The 15,212-nt window shown below is 62.5% G+C and carries 15 protein-coding genes and 1 pseudogene; 12 read left to right on the forward strand and 4 right to left on the reverse strand.

All coding sequences use genetic code 11. The annotated features are described in order from the left end of the window. Window positions 1-68 precede the first annotated feature (68 nt). The 5 genes from X760_RS56750 to X760_RS56770 all read left to right on the forward strand — a co-directional run bounded on the left by X760_RS56750 (window position 69) and on the right by X760_RS56770 (window position 4,511). Window positions 69-869: an inositol monophosphatase family protein gene (locus X760_RS56750; protein WP_023719626.1), complete on the forward strand. Its 801-nt coding sequence runs from the start codon at window positions 69-71 to the stop codon at window positions 867-869. A 99-nt stretch (window positions 870-968) separates the two neighbouring features. Continuing rightward, complete coding sequence (locus X760_RS56755) at window positions 969-1,676, forward strand: hemolysin III family protein (protein ID WP_023719627.1); 708 nt, start codon at window positions 969-971, stop codon at window positions 1,674-1,676. 115 nt (window positions 1,677-1,791) lie between these two features. Continuing rightward, the gene (locus X760_RS56760) at window positions 1,792-2,817 is read left to right on the forward strand and encodes a MotA/TolQ/ExbB proton channel family protein (protein ID WP_023719628.1); all 1,026 of its coding nucleotides are present in this window, start codon (window positions 1,792-1,794) and stop codon (window positions 2,815-2,817) included. Between the two features lies 1 nt (window position 2,818). Further along, window positions 2,819-3,850: a peptidoglycan -binding protein gene (locus X760_RS56765; RefSeq protein WP_023719629.1), complete on the forward strand. Its 1,032-nt coding sequence runs from the start codon at window positions 2,819-2,821 to the stop codon at window positions 3,848-3,850. A 262-nt stretch (window positions 3,851-4,112) separates the two neighbouring features. Further along, complete coding sequence (locus X760_RS56770; RefSeq protein ID WP_023719630.1) at window positions 4,113-4,511, forward strand: hypothetical protein; 399 nt, start codon at window positions 4,113-4,115, stop codon at window positions 4,509-4,511. Window positions 4,512-4,590: 79 nt separating this feature from the next. On the opposite strand, the gene X760_RS56775 is transcribed toward X760_RS56770, so the two are convergent. Further along, the gene (locus tag X760_RS56775; protein ID WP_023719631.1) at window positions 4,591-4,941 is read right to left on the reverse strand and encodes a DUF1304 domain-containing protein; all 351 of its coding nucleotides are present in this window, start codon (window positions 4,939-4,941) and stop codon (window positions 4,591-4,593) included. Window positions 4,942-5,125: 184 nt separating this feature from the next. On the opposite strand from X760_RS56775, the pseudogene X760_RS56780 reads away from it, so the two are divergent. Beyond that, window positions 5,126-6,617: pseudogene (locus X760_RS56780) on the forward strand (carboxypeptidase M32). Window positions 6,618-6,823: 206 nt separating this feature from the next. Beyond that, window positions 6,824-8,851, forward strand: coding sequence for a DUF3857 domain-containing protein (locus X760_RS56785; RefSeq protein WP_198030503.1), 2,028 nt, complete (start codon window positions 6,824-6,826; stop codon window positions 8,849-8,851). 25 nt (window positions 8,852-8,876) lie between these two features. Here the strand turns inward: X760_RS56785 and X760_RS56790 are convergent, their stop codons facing one another. Next, window positions 8,877-10,679, reverse strand: a complete 1,803-nt coding sequence (locus X760_RS56790; protein WP_023719633.1) for an ABC transporter transmembrane domain-containing protein — start codon at window positions 10,677-10,679, stop codon at window positions 8,877-8,879. 203 nt (window positions 10,680-10,882) lie between these two features. Here X760_RS56790 and rpmE point away from each other — a divergent pair, with 203 nt between their 5' ends. Beyond that, entirely contained in the window at window positions 10,883-11,104 is a 222-nt protein-coding gene (gene rpmE, locus X760_RS56795) for a 50S ribosomal protein L31 (protein ID WP_006327661.1), read from the forward strand. A 70-nt stretch (window positions 11,105-11,174) separates the two neighbouring features. Here rpmE and X760_RS56800 read toward each other — a convergent pair whose 3' ends face one another. Continuing rightward, window positions 11,175-11,882, reverse strand: a complete 708-nt coding sequence (locus tag X760_RS56800; protein WP_023719634.1) for a hypothetical protein — start codon at window positions 11,880-11,882, stop codon at window positions 11,175-11,177. 160 nt (window positions 11,883-12,042) lie between these two features. Here X760_RS56800 and X760_RS77990 point away from each other — a divergent pair, with 160 nt between their 5' ends. Both X760_RS77990 and X760_RS56805 read left to right on the forward strand, forming a co-directional pair. Beyond that, window positions 12,043-12,270 (forward strand): hypothetical protein, encoded by a 228-nt coding sequence (locus tag X760_RS77990; protein WP_245278612.1) that lies wholly within the window; start codon window positions 12,043-12,045, stop codon window positions 12,268-12,270. 62 nt (window positions 12,271-12,332) lie between these two features. Beyond that, window positions 12,333-13,115, forward strand: a complete 783-nt coding sequence (locus X760_RS56805; RefSeq protein WP_245278613.1) for an AraC family transcriptional regulator — start codon at window positions 12,333-12,335, stop codon at window positions 13,113-13,115. Window positions 13,116-13,131: 16 nt separating this feature from the next. Here X760_RS56805 and X760_RS56810 read toward each other — a convergent pair whose 3' ends face one another. Then, entirely contained in the window at window positions 13,132-13,773 is a 642-nt protein-coding gene (locus X760_RS56810) for a TetR/AcrR family transcriptional regulator (RefSeq protein WP_023719635.1), read from the reverse strand. A gap of 112 nt (window positions 13,774-13,885) precedes the next feature. On the opposite strand from X760_RS56810, the gene X760_RS56815 reads away from it, so the two are divergent. Then, the gene (locus tag X760_RS56815) at window positions 13,886-14,719 is read left to right on the forward strand and encodes an NAD(P)H-binding protein (protein WP_023719636.1); all 834 of its coding nucleotides are present in this window, start codon (window positions 13,886-13,888) and stop codon (window positions 14,717-14,719) included. 1 nt (window position 14,720) lies between these two features. After that, a complete protein-coding gene (locus X760_RS56820; RefSeq protein WP_023719637.1) occupies window positions 14,721-15,200 on the forward strand; it encodes a DUF1772 domain-containing protein in 480 nt (159 codons plus the stop codon). Window positions 15,201-15,212 lie beyond the last annotated feature (12 nt).

The raw sequence follows: 15,212 nt of genomic DNA on the forward strand, positions 1-15,212 counted from the left end.
AAAGTGGCAGACTTTTTGGATAGGATCACGCGTCAAAGCAGATAGGCGCAGCGACAGGAAGAAGAGCAATGGCGCGTTCCGCGATCCTCAATGTCATGGTCCAGGCCGCAATGAAGGCCGGCCGCTCGCTGTCGCGCGACTTCGGCGAAGTGCAGAACCTGCAGGTCTCGATGAAGGGGCCGGGCGACTATGTCAGCCAGGCCGACCGCAAGGCCGAAGACATCGTCTTTGCCGAACTGTCCAAGGCGCGGCCCGGCTACGCCTTCCTGATGGAGGAACGCGGCGTGATCGAGGGCGACGACGGCCAGCACCGCTGGATCGTCGATCCGCTCGACGGCACCACCAATTTCCTGCACGGCATCCCGCTGTTCGCGATCTCGATCGCGCTGGAGCGCCAAGGCCAGATCGTCGCCGGCGTCATCTACAATCCGGCGATGGACGAGCTCTACACCGCCGAGCGTGGCGGCGGCGCCTTCATGAACGATCGACGGTTGCGCGTCGCCGGCCGCACCAAGCTGGTCGATGCGGTGATCGGCTGCGGCGTGCCGCATCTCGGGCGTGGCCAGCACGGCAATTTCCTTGTCGAGTTGCGCAATGTCATGGCCGAGGTCTCGGGCGTGCGCAGCCTCGGCTCCGCCTCGCTCGATCTCGCCTACGTCGCCGCCGGCCGCATGGACGGTTTTTGGGAAATCGGCCTGTCGGCCTGGGATATTGCCGCCGGCATGTTGCTGATCCGCGAGGCGGGCGGCTTCGTCTCCGATTTTGCCGGCGGCCAGGACATGCTGACCGCCGGTTCGGTCGTTGCCGGCAACGAACTCATGCAACGCGCGCTGTTGAAGACGGTGAAGAAGCCGCTCCCAGCGCGCTGATGTAGTCGCGCCGCGCTGAAGCGCCGCAGTCGCAAAACCGCAACCAAAGCTTGAAATACTGTCCCGCGGCCGCCCAGATAAGGCGACGCAGGATCATCGATGACGAACAGCCGGCCCACATCCCAGAGCGAATTATCCCAGCTCGACATCCCCTTCATGGGGCGCTGGCATTACTCGCGCGCCGAGATCATCGCCGACGGTATCGTCCACGCCGTGGGCATCGTGCTGGCGATCGCTGCCGGCTCGACGTTGCTGGCACTGGCCGCCTATCGAACCGGCCCCGGCGAATATGTCGCCGCCGCCTTCTATGTGGTCTCGCTGCTCACCGTGCTGTCGGTTTCGCTGGCCTATAATCTGTGGCCGGTATCGTCGCCGGCGAAATGGATATTGCGGCGCTTCGACCATGCGGCGATCTACCTGCTGATCGCTGCGACCTACACGCCGTTCCTTGCCCAGCTCGGCGGCTCGCCGCTGGCTGTTTCGATGATCGTCCTGGTCTGGATCGCCGCGACGGTCGGCATCGCCATCAAGGTCTTTCTCCCCGGCCGTTTCGACCGGCTGGCAATCGTGTTCTATCTCGCCATCGGCTGGAGCGGCATCGTTCTGGTGGAGCCGCTCCTACGGACGCTGCCGGCGACATCGATCGCCCTCATCGTTGCCGGCGGCATCGTCTATTCCTGTGGCGTGATCTTCTTCGCCTGGAAAGGCCTGCGCTTCCACAATGCGCTGTGGCACGGCTTTGTCGTCACCGGCGCCGGCCTGCATCTGGCCGCCATGGTCGACTGCCTGGTCATCAACCGGCTTTGACCTCCGGTCGCGGACAGTGGCAATATTGCCAAGCGCCATTCAATTTCGTCACAATTCCGTTTAGAGTCGCAAACACAATGTGATCGGCGGCGATGGCATCGGAAACGGGGCACGGATGACTTTACTCAGATCCTTCGGCATGGGCAGGCGCTCCGACGTTCTGATCTACGACCCGCACAAATTGTCGAGCCCGCAGGTCTTTCTGCTGACCATGGTGATCTTTCTGTTCATCGTGGCCTTTATCGCCGCCATCCTGACCCGCCAGATCTCGACCGCCTTCGTCACCAATCCCGGCCTCAACGGCCTGATCATCGGCGTGCTGGCGGTCGGCATCCTGCTGGCCTTCGTCCAGGTCGGCCGGTTGTTCCGCGAGGTGCGCTGGGTCAATTCGTTCCGCGCCGGTTCCGAAACCACCGAACCCGTGCTGCTGGCGCCGATGAAGGCGATGATCGGCCGCTCCTCGACGATTGCCTTCTCGACCAGTTCGATGCGCACCATGCTGGATTCGATCGCCACCCGCCTCGACGAAAGCCGCGACACCTCGCGCTACCTTGTCGGGCTGCTGGTGTTCCTCGGCCTGCTCGGCACCTTCTGGGGCCTGCTCAACACGATCGGCTCGATCCGCGAAACCATCGAGTCGCTCGATCCCGGCACCGGCGACGCAGCGGCCGTGCTCGAATCCCTGAAGCAGGGGCTTTCCGCCCCTTTGGCCGGCATGGGCACCGCTTTCTCGTCGTCTCTGTTCGGCCTGTCCGGCTCGCTGGTGCTCGGCTTCCTCGACCTGCAGGCCGGCCGCGCCCAGACGCGCTTCTATACCGAGCTCGAGAACTGGCTGTCCTCGGTCACCGACCTGTCCTCCGACATCGTCGTTGCCGACGCGGCCAAGAGCGAACCCTCCGATGAAATCCGTCTGTTGTCGGAAAAGCTGCGCACCCTGCAGGAGAATGGCGGCGGCTCCAATCCGCGCGTCGCCACCGCCATGGCCAATCTCGCCGACGGCATTTCTGGCCTGGTCAAGAACATGCGCTCGGAACAGCAGATCATGCGCGACTGGGTCGAGGCCCAGTCCGACGAGCAGAAGGCGATGCGCAACACCCTGGAGAAGATCGCCGACGCCTTGAAGAAACCTGGAGTGCATTGACGTGGCGTTGGCACGAGGCCGGCGCTCCGACCGCCGCATCGATTACTGGCCTGGCTTCGTCGATGCGCTGTCGACGCTGCTGTTGGCGATCATGTTCCTGCTCACGGTTTTCGTGCTGGCGCAGTTCCTGCTCGGCCGCGAGATCTCCGGCAAGGACACGGTGCTCAACCGCCTCAACTCCCAGATCAATGAGTTGACCCAGCTTCTGGCGCTGGAGCGCTCGACGACGCAGGACAAGGAGGACACCCTTGCCAATTTGCAGGCCTCGCTGTCTGCATCGGAGGCGGAAAAGAGCCGGCTCGAACAATTGCTGGCGCAAGGCGCTGGCGCCGGCGACGCCGCCAACCAGCGCGCAACGGCACTTTCCGGCGAGCTCGACAGCCAGCGCCAGATCAGTCAACAGGCACTGAGCCAGGTTGAAATCCTCAACCAGCAGATCGCGGCGCTACGCAGGCAAATCGGAGCGCTCGAAGAAGCGCTCAACGTGTCCGAAACGCGCGATCGCGAGTCCAACACCAAGATTGCCGATCTCGGCCGCCGCCTCAACGTCGCGCTGGCGCAACGCGTGCAGGAACTGAACCGCTACCGCTCCGATTTCTTCGGCCGCTTACGTGAAATTCTCGCCGACCGCGAGAACATCCGCATCGTCGGCGACCGCTTCGTCTTCCAGTCGGAAGTGCTTTTCCCGACCGGCTCCGAAGTGATCAACGATGCCGGCAAGGTCGAAATGGAGAAGCTCGCCGATGCCATCATCGAATTGCAGAAGGAGATCCCGCCGGAGATCAACTGGGTGCTGCGCGTCGACGGCCACACCGACAACAAGCCGCTCTCCGGCACCGGCCGCTACCGCGACAATTGGGAATTGTCGACGGCGCGCTCGACATCGGTGGTCAAGTTCCTGATCGAGAACGGCGTGCCGGCCAACCGGCTGGTCGCGGCCGGCTTCGGCGAATTCCAGCCGCTCGACCCCGCCGATACCGAAGAGGCGCGCAACAAGAACCGCCGCATCGAGCTGAAGCTGACCGAGCGGTGATCTGCAAGCCTTTGGCTCGTTACATGCACCGGATCGAGCCGGCTCAAGTCGGCGGCATCTAGGGCACTGGTGCGGCAGCCGCAAGAGCTGAAAAAATTACCTTTTTTTAATTACACTTTGCCGCCACCGCCTTTTAGCCTTGGTCTGGGCCGAGAACCGCCGGCGGTGGAACCGCTCATCGCGACGCGACGGAACCTGACGGCCCGCGGCCGGAAGGCAGGAAAACCCAACCATCGCCTTCCCCAGTAAAGGAGACGCAACCATGCGCTTCTTCGCTCCCAGGAACCTCAGGACTGCTACGCTCGCCACACTTCTCCTCGCCGTTCCGTTTGCTGGCGCTTACGCCGGCCCGCGTGAGACGGCCTTGATCAATCAGATCCAGAGCGTGGAGACGGGTATCCAGGGCGCCATCCGGGCGAACAAGCTCGAGCCGGGCGAGGCGCGTGACTTGCGCACGCAGGTCGCTCAACTCGATCGGGCCGCCCAGAGGGCCGCGCGCGAGGGAACGATGCCGAGCACGCAATATCAGCAGTTGCTGGCGCAGCTCGACGATGTCAGCCAAAAGCTACGCGCTGATACCGGCAGTGCCTTCCTCATCGGCAACGGCGGCGATGGCGGATACTATCCTAACGGCTACGGCCCAAACTATCCAGGCGGCTGAGATCGGCCGCAGCGCCCGGCGCTGTGGCAATTGATTTTGCGTATGATCCTTTTCCAGTTTTCGGTTCAGGGATCATGCGCTAGCACAACGCCAACGCAATCAGCGCCAGCATTGCCGGCACTGTCTGGATGAACAGGATTTTACGGCCCGCCGTCGCCGCGCCGTAGAGGCCGGCGACGGCGACGCAGAGCAGGAAGAAGACTTTGAACTGGAAACCGGCTTCGCCGAGGTAAAGCCCCCAGATCAGCCCAGCTGCGAGAAAACCGTTGTAAAGTCCCTGATTGGCCGCAAGCACTTTCGAGGCACTGGCGAATTCCGGCGTCAGCTTGAATACCATGTGACCGCGCGGCGTGTCCCACAGCACCATCTCCAGATAGACGATGCAGAGGTGGATCACGGCCACCAGCCCGACCAGTACATTGGCGATCATGTTTCGTCTCCCCCATTGCGGTCTGCCGCCGCCAACGACATTGATCACGCACGCCACCGCTTCCGCAAGATGCCTTTCGGCCGTTGCGGCCGGCAGTCGATGCATCGGTCGCAGACGGTTTTCAGGGGTTGCCAACACTTTTCCATTGGTATCTTTTCCCGCCGTCAAATCACCGGAACCCACCATGTCCTTTCAAAATCTCGACGACCTCGGCCACAAGCTCGAAGCGCTGGAACATGCCCTCGCCATTCTCGGCGCCGACGAGGCGACCCATATGGCGGTCGGCGGCGGCGAGAAGCGCGCAGAGGCAATGTCGGCGCTTGCCGGCATGCACCACGCCCAGGCGACTGCGCCGGAGATTGCCGATTGGATCGCGGCGGCCGAGCAGGAGGCGTTGAACGAAGAGCAGCAGGCCGCGGTCAGGGAGTTCCGCCGGCAATACACCAACCTGACCTGCCTGCCGGTCGAGTTCGTCGAGCGCCAGACGACTGTGCGCATGCGCTCCGAGCAACTCTGGCGCGACCTGCGCGCCAAGAACGACTGGGCCGGCTTCCTGCCGGCGCTCGAAGGCGTCGTGGCGCTGGTGCGCGAGGAGGCGACATTTCGCGCCGAGGTGCTCGGGCTCGAGCCTTATGACGCGCTGATGGAGCAATATGACCCGGGCAATCGCACCGCCGACATCACGCCTTTATTTGCTGAGTTGAAGACTTTCTTGAAAGGCTTCGTACCGGAGGCACTTGCCGTGCAGGAGGAGCGGCTGGNGGCTGGCGAAACATCCGCTGAAGCCGCTTTCCGGCAGCTACCCCTTGGACAAGCAGCGCGAGCTCGGCCTCGCCATGATGGCCGCAGTCGGCTTCGACCTCACCCACGGCTCGCTGTCGGTTTCGCACCATCCCTTCTGCGGCGGTGTGCCGAGCGACGTGCGCATAACCACCCGCTACAAGACCTCGGATTTCCTGTCGGCGCTGATGGGCGTGCTGCACGAGACCGGCCATGCGCTGTACGAGCAGAACCTGCCGAAGGCGTGGGCGCACTGGCCACTCGGCAGAGCGCGCGGCATGGCGGTGCATGAAAGCCAGAGCCTGTTCGTCGAAAAGGAGATCGGCCGCAATCCAGAATTCTGGCGCTGGGCACTGCCGGTGGTCGAAAGACACCTTGGTGAGAGCTGGACGATCGACGACATCCTGCCGCATGTGCACCGGGTCGAGCGCGGTCTGATTCGCGTCGATGCCGACGAGGTCACCTACCCGCTGCATGTCATCCTGCGCTACGAGTTGGAGCAGGAGCTTGTCTCGGGGCGGCTGGAAGCAGCCGACCTGCCCGAGGCCTGGGATGCCAAGATGCGCGATTATCTCGGCCTGTCGACATCAGACAATCCGGCTGATGGTCCGATGCAGGACGTCCACTGGCCGGGTGCCGCCTTCGGCTATTTCCCCTCCTACACGCTGGGCGCCATGATGGCGGCGCAGCAATGGGCGGCGCTGACCAGAGATCATCCTTCAGCCGACGAAGACCTCGCCAAGGGAGATTTCGCCGCGATCAACGACTGGCGCCGCAAAAGGATCTGGTCGCAAGGCTCGCGCTGGTCGACGCCGGAACTGCTCGAACGCGCCACCGGCGAAAAGCTCAATGCCGTGCATTTCACCGATCACCTGAAGAAGCGGTACGGTAACTGAGTCGCTTCGTCTGTTCCTGGTTCTTGCTGCGGTGACTGCAGAAATCCGCGAAACTGGCCTTTACTTTGGAAGGAAAGCCTCTGAAAAAGGAGTTCTTCCAAGTTGGGCGAGCGTAGATGTCTGCCTGTTACAGTTTTCATGGGATGAAGTCTTTCTGGCCCCGCTTGGTATTTTTCATCTTGTTGATCGGCCTGAGTTCTCCGGCCATGTCCGACGACATGGTTCTCAAGGGCCCCGCGGAAAGCTGGGTAACGCAGGTTGATATACCGGCTGCCGATCCCACCCGATCGGATCAAATCAAGAATGGCGTTTCATGGCTGCTCTCGGACGACCAGATCAAGCATCGCGCCGGCGGCTATGTCGAGTACTCGCGCACAGTCTATAAAATCGTTGACCGTCCCGGGCTGGATCGAGGCGCGAGTATCGATCTGCAATTCGATCCGTCCCGGCACAAGGTCACGCTCAACCATCTTCACATCATCCGCGACGGCGCCGTTTTGGACCGGCTGGAAGACGTCGAATTCGACATCTTCCGCAGGGAAAGAGATGCCGAGAAAGGCGTCTTCGACGGCTGGCTGACAGCACATGTCAACATCGATGACGTGCGCGCCGGCGACATCGTTGATTACGGATCGACCTATGAAATAACGCCGCTCGTCGGCAAGGATCTCTTCTTCAAGAATTTCTCCACCGAATGGGAAGAGCCGGTAGCGCTTATCCGCACGAGCATCATTTGGCCTTCGGGCCAGCCGCTCGAGACCAAGACAAGGGGGACCCAACTCAAGCCTTCGATCTCGTCGACAGGGCCGGACACGACCTATCTGTGGGAAATTCCAAACCCGAAACCGGTCAATGTCGAGGACAACCTGCCCGCGACATATCCAGGCTGGGGCTCTATCGATGTCGCATCGACCGGGAATTGGCAAAGTGTGGTCGATGCTGTTGCGCCCTATTACAAGCCAGCGACCGTTTTTCCCTCGGCTTTTGCCGCAAAGCTCGACGACATCGCACTGCGGCATCCCGTGCCCGAAGACCGGATGGTCGAGGCAATGCGGTTGGTGCAGGACCAGATCCGCTATGTAAGCCTGTCGATGGGTGCCGGTTCCTACATTCCGCGTGATCCCGCGACCGTCATCCTGAGCGGGTTTGGTGACTGCAAGGACAAGGCACTGCTGCTGGTTTCTTCGCTTGTGCGGCTTGGCATTGCTGCCGAGGTTGCCCTGGCCGATCTCGACGAAGGGCGGGCCCTGGACCAGCATCTGCCGGCGCTTCGCGATTTCGACCATGCCATCGTCAAGGCGAGGATCGGAACAAAGACATATTGGCTGGATGCTACCGACTATCTTCAGGGCGGCAAGGCGCCCAATCTCGCACAGTCGGACTACGGCTTCGCGCTGCCGCTTTCCAGCACCGGCGGATTGGAGAAGATGCCGAGTCCTGTGCTTACCAGCCCATCGATCCAGATCGCCGAGGACTTCGATTTTCCGCGGAAACCGGGCGATCCCCTCGCGCTGACGGTCTTCTCGACATATCAGGACGCCGATGCCGATTGGATGCGCGGCAATTTGGCCAGCCGGTCGCTGAGCGAGGTGTCGGACGCCTACCTGAAATACTACAACAAGCAATATCCGGGCATCCAAACCGTCGCCAAGCCGGAAATCGTGGATCGCCGCGACGACAACATAGTGAGCGTGAAGGAAAGTTATCGCTTGCCGGCAGAGGCGCTGGCGGCCAACGATCTGGCAAAGAATTTCCCGATCCGCGCGGCCGATCTCGGCAACAACTCTCTTCCAACCCCGACAATCGTCGACCGAACCGGGCCCGTCTCCATCGGCCCCCAGTTCTACCGGCGTCACAAGATAACGGTGCGCAACCTCAAGGCGAGGTTTTCCGGCGAGTCGATGAAAAACGTCGTGACGCCCTATCTGTCTCTCAAGGCGTCCTGGTCCAACACGCCCACCGAATTTCAAGTCGAATGGAACTTTCAGAGCCTGGCAACTGAAGTGCCGGCCAAGGCGATTGCCGACTATCTGAAAACCGTCGATGACGTCGCGGACGAAATCCGGTGGCAGTACGATTTTACCTATGAAGAGCCGCCTGCCGATGTGCAGCTCAGCGATCCGGCAAAGGAGCAGCGACAGACCGTCGCCAACATGCTTTTGTTGTCGTTGCTTGTCGGCGTTCCCCTGTTCATTGCCTATCGACGCGGCAAACGCCGAGCTTTCGGTAGCTGAAGAATCCCAGCGGTCGCTGGGGGACCTACTCGGCCGCGCCCCTGAAGGCATTCGCCCCGGTTTCGAACTGCAGCTTGGCCAGCCGCGCATAGATGCCGCCCTTGGCGACCAGGCTCTGATGCGTGCCTTCCTCGACGATGCGGCCGCCATCCATGACCAGGATGCGATCGGCCTTCAGCACGGTTGCCAGCCGATGGGCGATGACGATCGTGGTACGCCCCTGCATCAGCCGGTCGAGCGCCGTCTGCACCAGCGTCTCGCTTTCGGCATCGAGTGCCGAGGTCGCCTCGTCGAGCAGAAGGATCGGCGCATCGCGCAAAATGGCGCGGGCGATCGCCACGCGCTGGCGCTGGCCGCCCGACAGCGTCACCCCGCGCTCGCCGACCTGGCTGTCATAGCCCTTTTCGAGTTTCAGGATGAACTCGTCGGCAAGCGCGTCTTTCGCCGCCGCCTCGATCTCGGCCTGGCTGGCGCCGGGCCGGCCAAAGCCGATATTGTCGCGCGCGCTTGCGGCAAAGATGGTGACATCCTGCGGCACGATGGCTATGCGCGCGCGGATCGCGGCCGGATCGGCCTCGCGCAGATCGACTCCGTCGATGACGATCCTGCCGGCTTCCGGATCGTAGAAGCGCAGAAGCAGCGAAAACACCGTGCTCTTGCCGGCGCCGGATGGTCCGACGATCGCCACCGTCTCGCCGGGTATGACCTGAAAGCTGAGGCCATGGACGGCGGCGCGGTCGGGCCGGGCCGGATAGGAGAAGGAGACATCGTCGAAGCTGATCGCGCCTCTCGCCTTTGCCGGCAGCGGCTTCGGATCGGCGGGCGCCTGGATCGCGGGTTTCTCGGCCAGGATCTCGGTCAGCCGTTCGGCAGCGCCTGCTGCCTGGGACAGTTCGCCCCAGACCTCCGACAAGGCGCCGAGCGCGCCAGCAGCGAACACCGAATAGAGCAGGAATTGGCCAAGCGTACCTGGCGACAGCGTGCCGTCGAGCACATCGCGCGAACCGAACCACAGCACCGCCACCACCGAGGAAAAGATCATGAAGATGGCGAAGAAGGTGAGAAAGGAGCGGGCAAAGATCGAGGCCCGCGCCGCTTCGAACGCTACTTCCACGGCGGATGAAAAATACCCGGTGACAAGCTTCTCGTTGGTGAAGGCCTGCAGGGTGCGGACCGCGCCGATCTGCTCGCTGGCATAGGCGGTGGCATTGGCCAGAGTATCCTGCGCCAGCCGTGACTTGCGCCGCACCGAGCGGCCGAAGGCGACCAGCGGCAGCACGATTAACGGAATGGCCGCGATGACCAGGCCGGACAGTTTTGGGCTGGTGAAGACCATCATCGCCACGGCTCCAAGGCCGAGGATGACGTTGCGCAAAGCCACCGAGGCGGTAGCACCCACGGCCGATTTGACCTGTGTCGTGTCGGCGGCGAGCCGCGAGACGATCTCGCCCGACTGGGCCGTGTCGAAGAAGGAGGGCGACAGCGTCGTGACGTGGGCAAAGACATCGCGGCGGATATCGGCAACGACGCGCTCGCCCAGCGTGATGACGAAATAGTAGCGGCTGGCAGACGCCGCCGCCAGCACGGCGGCCATCACCACCAGCATGGCGAAATATTCGGCAATGAAGCTGGAATCGGAAGCGGAAAAGCCGTGGTCGATCATCCGCCGCACGGCCAGCGGCAGCGCCAGCGTCGTCGCCGCGGCGACGGCCAGCGAGACGATCGCGCCGATGACCATTTTGCGGTAATGGGTGATGTAGGGAAACAGGCGCTGCAGCGGCCTCAGCGAGCGCCTGCGCTCGTCTGCATCGCCGCTGATGTTCGCCATGACCGTGTCCTTTGGCCTTTTGAGGTTTGCGCCATCAATATGCGCTTGCCGCGGCCTTGTGATTCAATTCCGGCTGATGTATAGGCTCGCCGACCGTTTTAGAAGCCGTGGCTCCTCAATAGCTGCGGCTTCGAGTTTTAAAAAGGGGCGCATCGACGCAGGCTTTAGCCCGTCGGCAGCACCCGGCAGCCAGGAACAGAACCATGAAGACCGACATCCATCCCGACTACCACACCATCAAGGTCGTCATGACCGACGGCACCGAATACATGACCCGTTCGACCTGGGGCAAGGAAGGCGATACGATGAACCTCGATATCGACCCGACCACCCATCCGGCCTGGACCGGCGGCCAGCAGACCCTGCTCGACCGCGGCGGCCGCCTGTCGAAGTTCAAGAAGCGCTTCGAAGGTTTCGGCCTGTAAGGTCGAAGAACGCTCAAGCCGCATTGGCTGCCTGCAGATAAAAAACCCGCCCTTGTGGCGGGTTTTTTATTCAGCGGATCGTCGCGCGAACGAAATCGCCCTTGATGACGATCGAGGGTTTGGCGCCGGCGGTGTTGGGAAGCGAACTGTCGACGAAGGACGCCAAAGCTATCACCGAATAGCTGATCGGAACCTGCTGGCCGAAGGACAGCATGGCATCCAGCGCCTTGCCGGCAATCGCGATGTTTTCGTCCTGCCGGATGCTGCCATAGAAGAGATTGACCTTCAGCGCCTCGCCCTTGAGATCGATGCTCGAAGCATGCCCGTCGAGTGAAACATCGGCGGCCTTGCCGGCGATGGCGATGGTAGAGAAATTCCCCGCCATGTTGGCTTGCAGCGCCGCCTGGTCGATCGACACGGAACTCTCGGGTTGGATGTTGGCGTTGATCTCGACCACGCAGTCCGAAGGGTCCAGCCATGAGGAGGGAGCAACGTCGATGCGTAGCGTCGAGGCCACCAGCTTCATGTCGCTGGCGGAACGGCAGTCACTGGCGAACCAACTCGAATACCAGCTCGCAAACCAGCCTTCGCGGCGGCCGCTGATCGTCGCGTGGTAGGGTGCCGCGGACGAAGTGGTGAGCTTGACGGAACTGGCTTCGCCGGTGATGACGACGGCGCTCACCCCGACGAGATCGAGCGTCTTGGCGGCCTCATCGGTCGCCGGCGATGCCAGGGCAACGCCGGCAAAAGGCAGCAAGACGAGAATTGCGGATTCCATCATTGTCTCCGATCATGTTGGGCGGTCGCGACTGGACCGTGGCGTTGTCGAGATGATCTGAAACGTCGATTTCCGCGACCTTGATCGCGATCCGGGACGACCGCGAACGCAATCCGGGTCATTGTCGGCCGCTGCCCGCTTTGGAACCACGCTTGCGATCATGATCTTCATTCCCCTGCCATTCGTCGTTGCCCTGTTGCTGGTCATCCTGCTCGTGCAGATGGTCCGCCGAAACGAGGCCGATCTGCGTGAAAACATCGCCTTCATGCTGCTGATCGCCGCCTATGCCTTGCAGTCGGTGCTGATCGGCATTCGCTGGGGTTATGATGTCAGGGCAATCATGCCGTTTCAGTCGGTCCTGGCGACACTGATCGCACCCCTTGCCTGAATAGCCTTCAGCGGTTTGGCAAGGAACCGTCCGCGCATCGCCTGGCATTACTCTGGCCGCATTTGCTGCCGGCCTGCCTGGTTGTCCTGCTCCTGATCTTCTGGCGCGAGCCGGTCGGGCCGGTGATCATCCTCGTTTTCCTGTCCTATGGCGCCGCCCTCCTTTGGCTAGCGCTGGCCGGTCCGGATGTTCTTGTCGAATCGCGGCTCGACGGCGTCCTGCGGTCCTACCGATCGCTGTTGGTGACGGCGCTGGCGATCCTTGCATCGCCGGTCACCGACATCATCATCAGCTTCGACCTCGAATGGACAGGCGGCAGTCATTCCGGCGCGGTGATTGCCGCCGCCAACGTCCTGGCGCTGCTGCTGCTCGGCGGCGCGGCCGCTGTTGCCAGCGAAACCGCTGCTTCCGACGAAGAGGAAGAGGATGTGTCGCACGCCCAAACCACGCCACGGGCAACCAGCGAAGATTCCGCGATCGCGGCGGCGGTCGACGCGCTGATGACATCGAAAGATCTCTACAAGGATGTCGATCTCAACCTCGGGCGCATCGCCAGGCGGCTCGGCCTCCCCGCGCGGCAAGTGTCATCGGCGGTCAATCGCGTCCACGGATCGAGCGTATCCCAATACGTCAACGGCAGGAGGATCGATGAGGCCCGCCGCTTGCTCGCGGCGACCGACGAACCGATCACCCGCATCATGCTCGACGCCGGTTTCCTCAGCAAATCGAACTTCAACCGTGAGTTCCGGCGCATCACCGGCCTGAGCCCGAAGGCATGGCGGCGGAAGTATCGGCCGCCGAAGGGCACGATGCCGGCCATCTCCTTGCCAGACAAGGGAAAATGAATGCGCGCGGCGCCGGTCAGGCGCCGAGCAACTCCCGCAGAGCCATCCGCTTGTAGGCCGCAACCAGCCTGTCACCCTCTTGCCGGTCGACCGAAATCGCCAGCCGCATTGCTGCCTCGCCCATCTGCCAGATGAGAAATGCCGTCGTTTCCAGCGCTTCCGGATCGGCGGACGGCCGCAACCGCTTCAGCACCGCCGTGAGGAATTCGGCGTTGGCCCGGCTGTCGGCAAGCTCAAGCTCGCGCAATGCTTTGTCGGCCTGTGTCCCCGACCAGATGTCGCGCATCACCGGCTCGGCCAGGAATAACCGGTAGTAGATATCCACCAGCTCCGAAAACGCCTGGCGCAGGCCTTCGGCGTCATTGACCTCGGCCAGTGCTGCCGCAATGCAGGCCTGGCTTTCGGCGGTGTAGCGTTCGGCCAGCGCCCAAATGATTGCCCGCTTGTCCGGGAAGAACTGGTAGAGCGAGCCGATCGACACGCCGGCCCTCTCGGCCACCTCGCCCATGCGCATCGCATCGCTGCCTTGCTCGGCGATCAGCGCCGACGCTGCGGCCAGCATGCGCTCGACCCGCTCGCGGCTACGCTGCTGGCTCGGCGCCCGGCGCGGCGATGCGATCTGGCCATCCTGTGAATCCGATACGGCAGAGCCTTCCATCACTGTCTCCAGGCGAACAATCAACAAATTGGCTTGACTCGCAAAATACGAGGGTTTATCACGTTTGGCAAATGTGAGGATTACTCACATTTGCAAACTGAGGAAAATCGACATGAACCCTACTGTAACGAAACCAACTTTGATCCTCGGCGGCACCGGCAAGACCGGCCGCCGCCTCGCTGAGCGGCTGACGGCGCGTGGCCTGCCGGTAAAGATCGGCTCGCGCTCGGGTACGCCGCCCTTCGACTGGGAAAATAGCACGACCTGGGAACCCGCACTTGATGGTGTGGGCGCCGTCTACATCAGCTACTATCCTGATCTTGCGGTGCCCGGCGCGGCCGACACGGTCGGCGCCTTCTCTCGTCTTGCCGTGGAGTGTGGTGTGCGTCGGCTGGTACTGCTGTCGGGGCGCAGCGAAACGGAAGCACAGCGCGCCGAAGAGATGCTCAAAGCTTCAGGCGCCGATTGGACGATCCTGCGCTGCGCCTGGTTTTCCCAGAACTTCAGTGAAGGCTTCCTCGTCGAATCTTTGCAGGAGGGCGAGGTGGCGTTGCCTGTCGGTAGTGTGGGCGAACCATTTGTGGATGCCGACGATATCGCGGAGGCCGCCTTTACCGTGCTAACCCAGCAAGGACATGTCGGAGAGCTCTATGAGCTGACCGGGCCGCGGCTGCTGAGCTTTGCCGACGCGGTCGCCGAGATCGGCAGGGCCGCCGGCCGCGACATTCGTTTCAAGCGGGTTTCCTATGCCGAGTTCACCACCGCCATCGCCGAGCACGAGTTGCCGGCAGAGTTCGCCTGGCTGCTCAACGAGCTGTTCACCGAAGTGCTCGACGGCCGCAACGAAACGCTGACCGACGGCGTCCAGCGCGTGCTCGGCCGCGCCCCAAAAGACTTTTCCACCTACGCAACCGAAACCGCCGCCACGGGCATCTGGAGGAACTGACATGATCATGAAACTGCTTCCCACCCTCACCTTCGTCGCTGCCATTGGCTCAGGCGTTGTCGGCGGCGTTTTCTTCGCCTTCTCCAACTTTATCATGCCGGCGCTCGCCCGCTTGCCTGCCGGAGGCGGCATCGCCGCCATGAATTCGATCAACATCACCGTGATTACGCCGGCATTCATGACCGCGCTATTCGGCACCGGGCTGGTCTGTCTTGTGCTTGCCGCCGGCGCTCTTATCGGCTGGAGCCAGCCGGGCGCGTTCTGGCTTCTCGCCGGCGCCCTGATCTATCTCGTCGGCAACCCGATCGTGACGATGATGTTCAACGTGCCGCTCAACAACGCCCTGGCCGCCGTCGATCCGGCAAGCGCCAACGGCGCCGCGGTATGGGCCACTTATCTCAAGGACTGGGTGATGTGGAACCATGTCCGCACCACCACCGCCATCGTGGCGCTGGGCTGCTTTATCTTCGCGTGGCGGTGAATGCCGGGGCAA

Origin of the sequence: Mesorhizobium sp. LSHC420B00 (assembly GCF_000503055.1) — a bacterium.
In the GTDB taxonomy this organism is placed as follows: domain Bacteria; phylum Pseudomonadota; class Alphaproteobacteria; order Rhizobiales; family Rhizobiaceae; genus Mesorhizobium.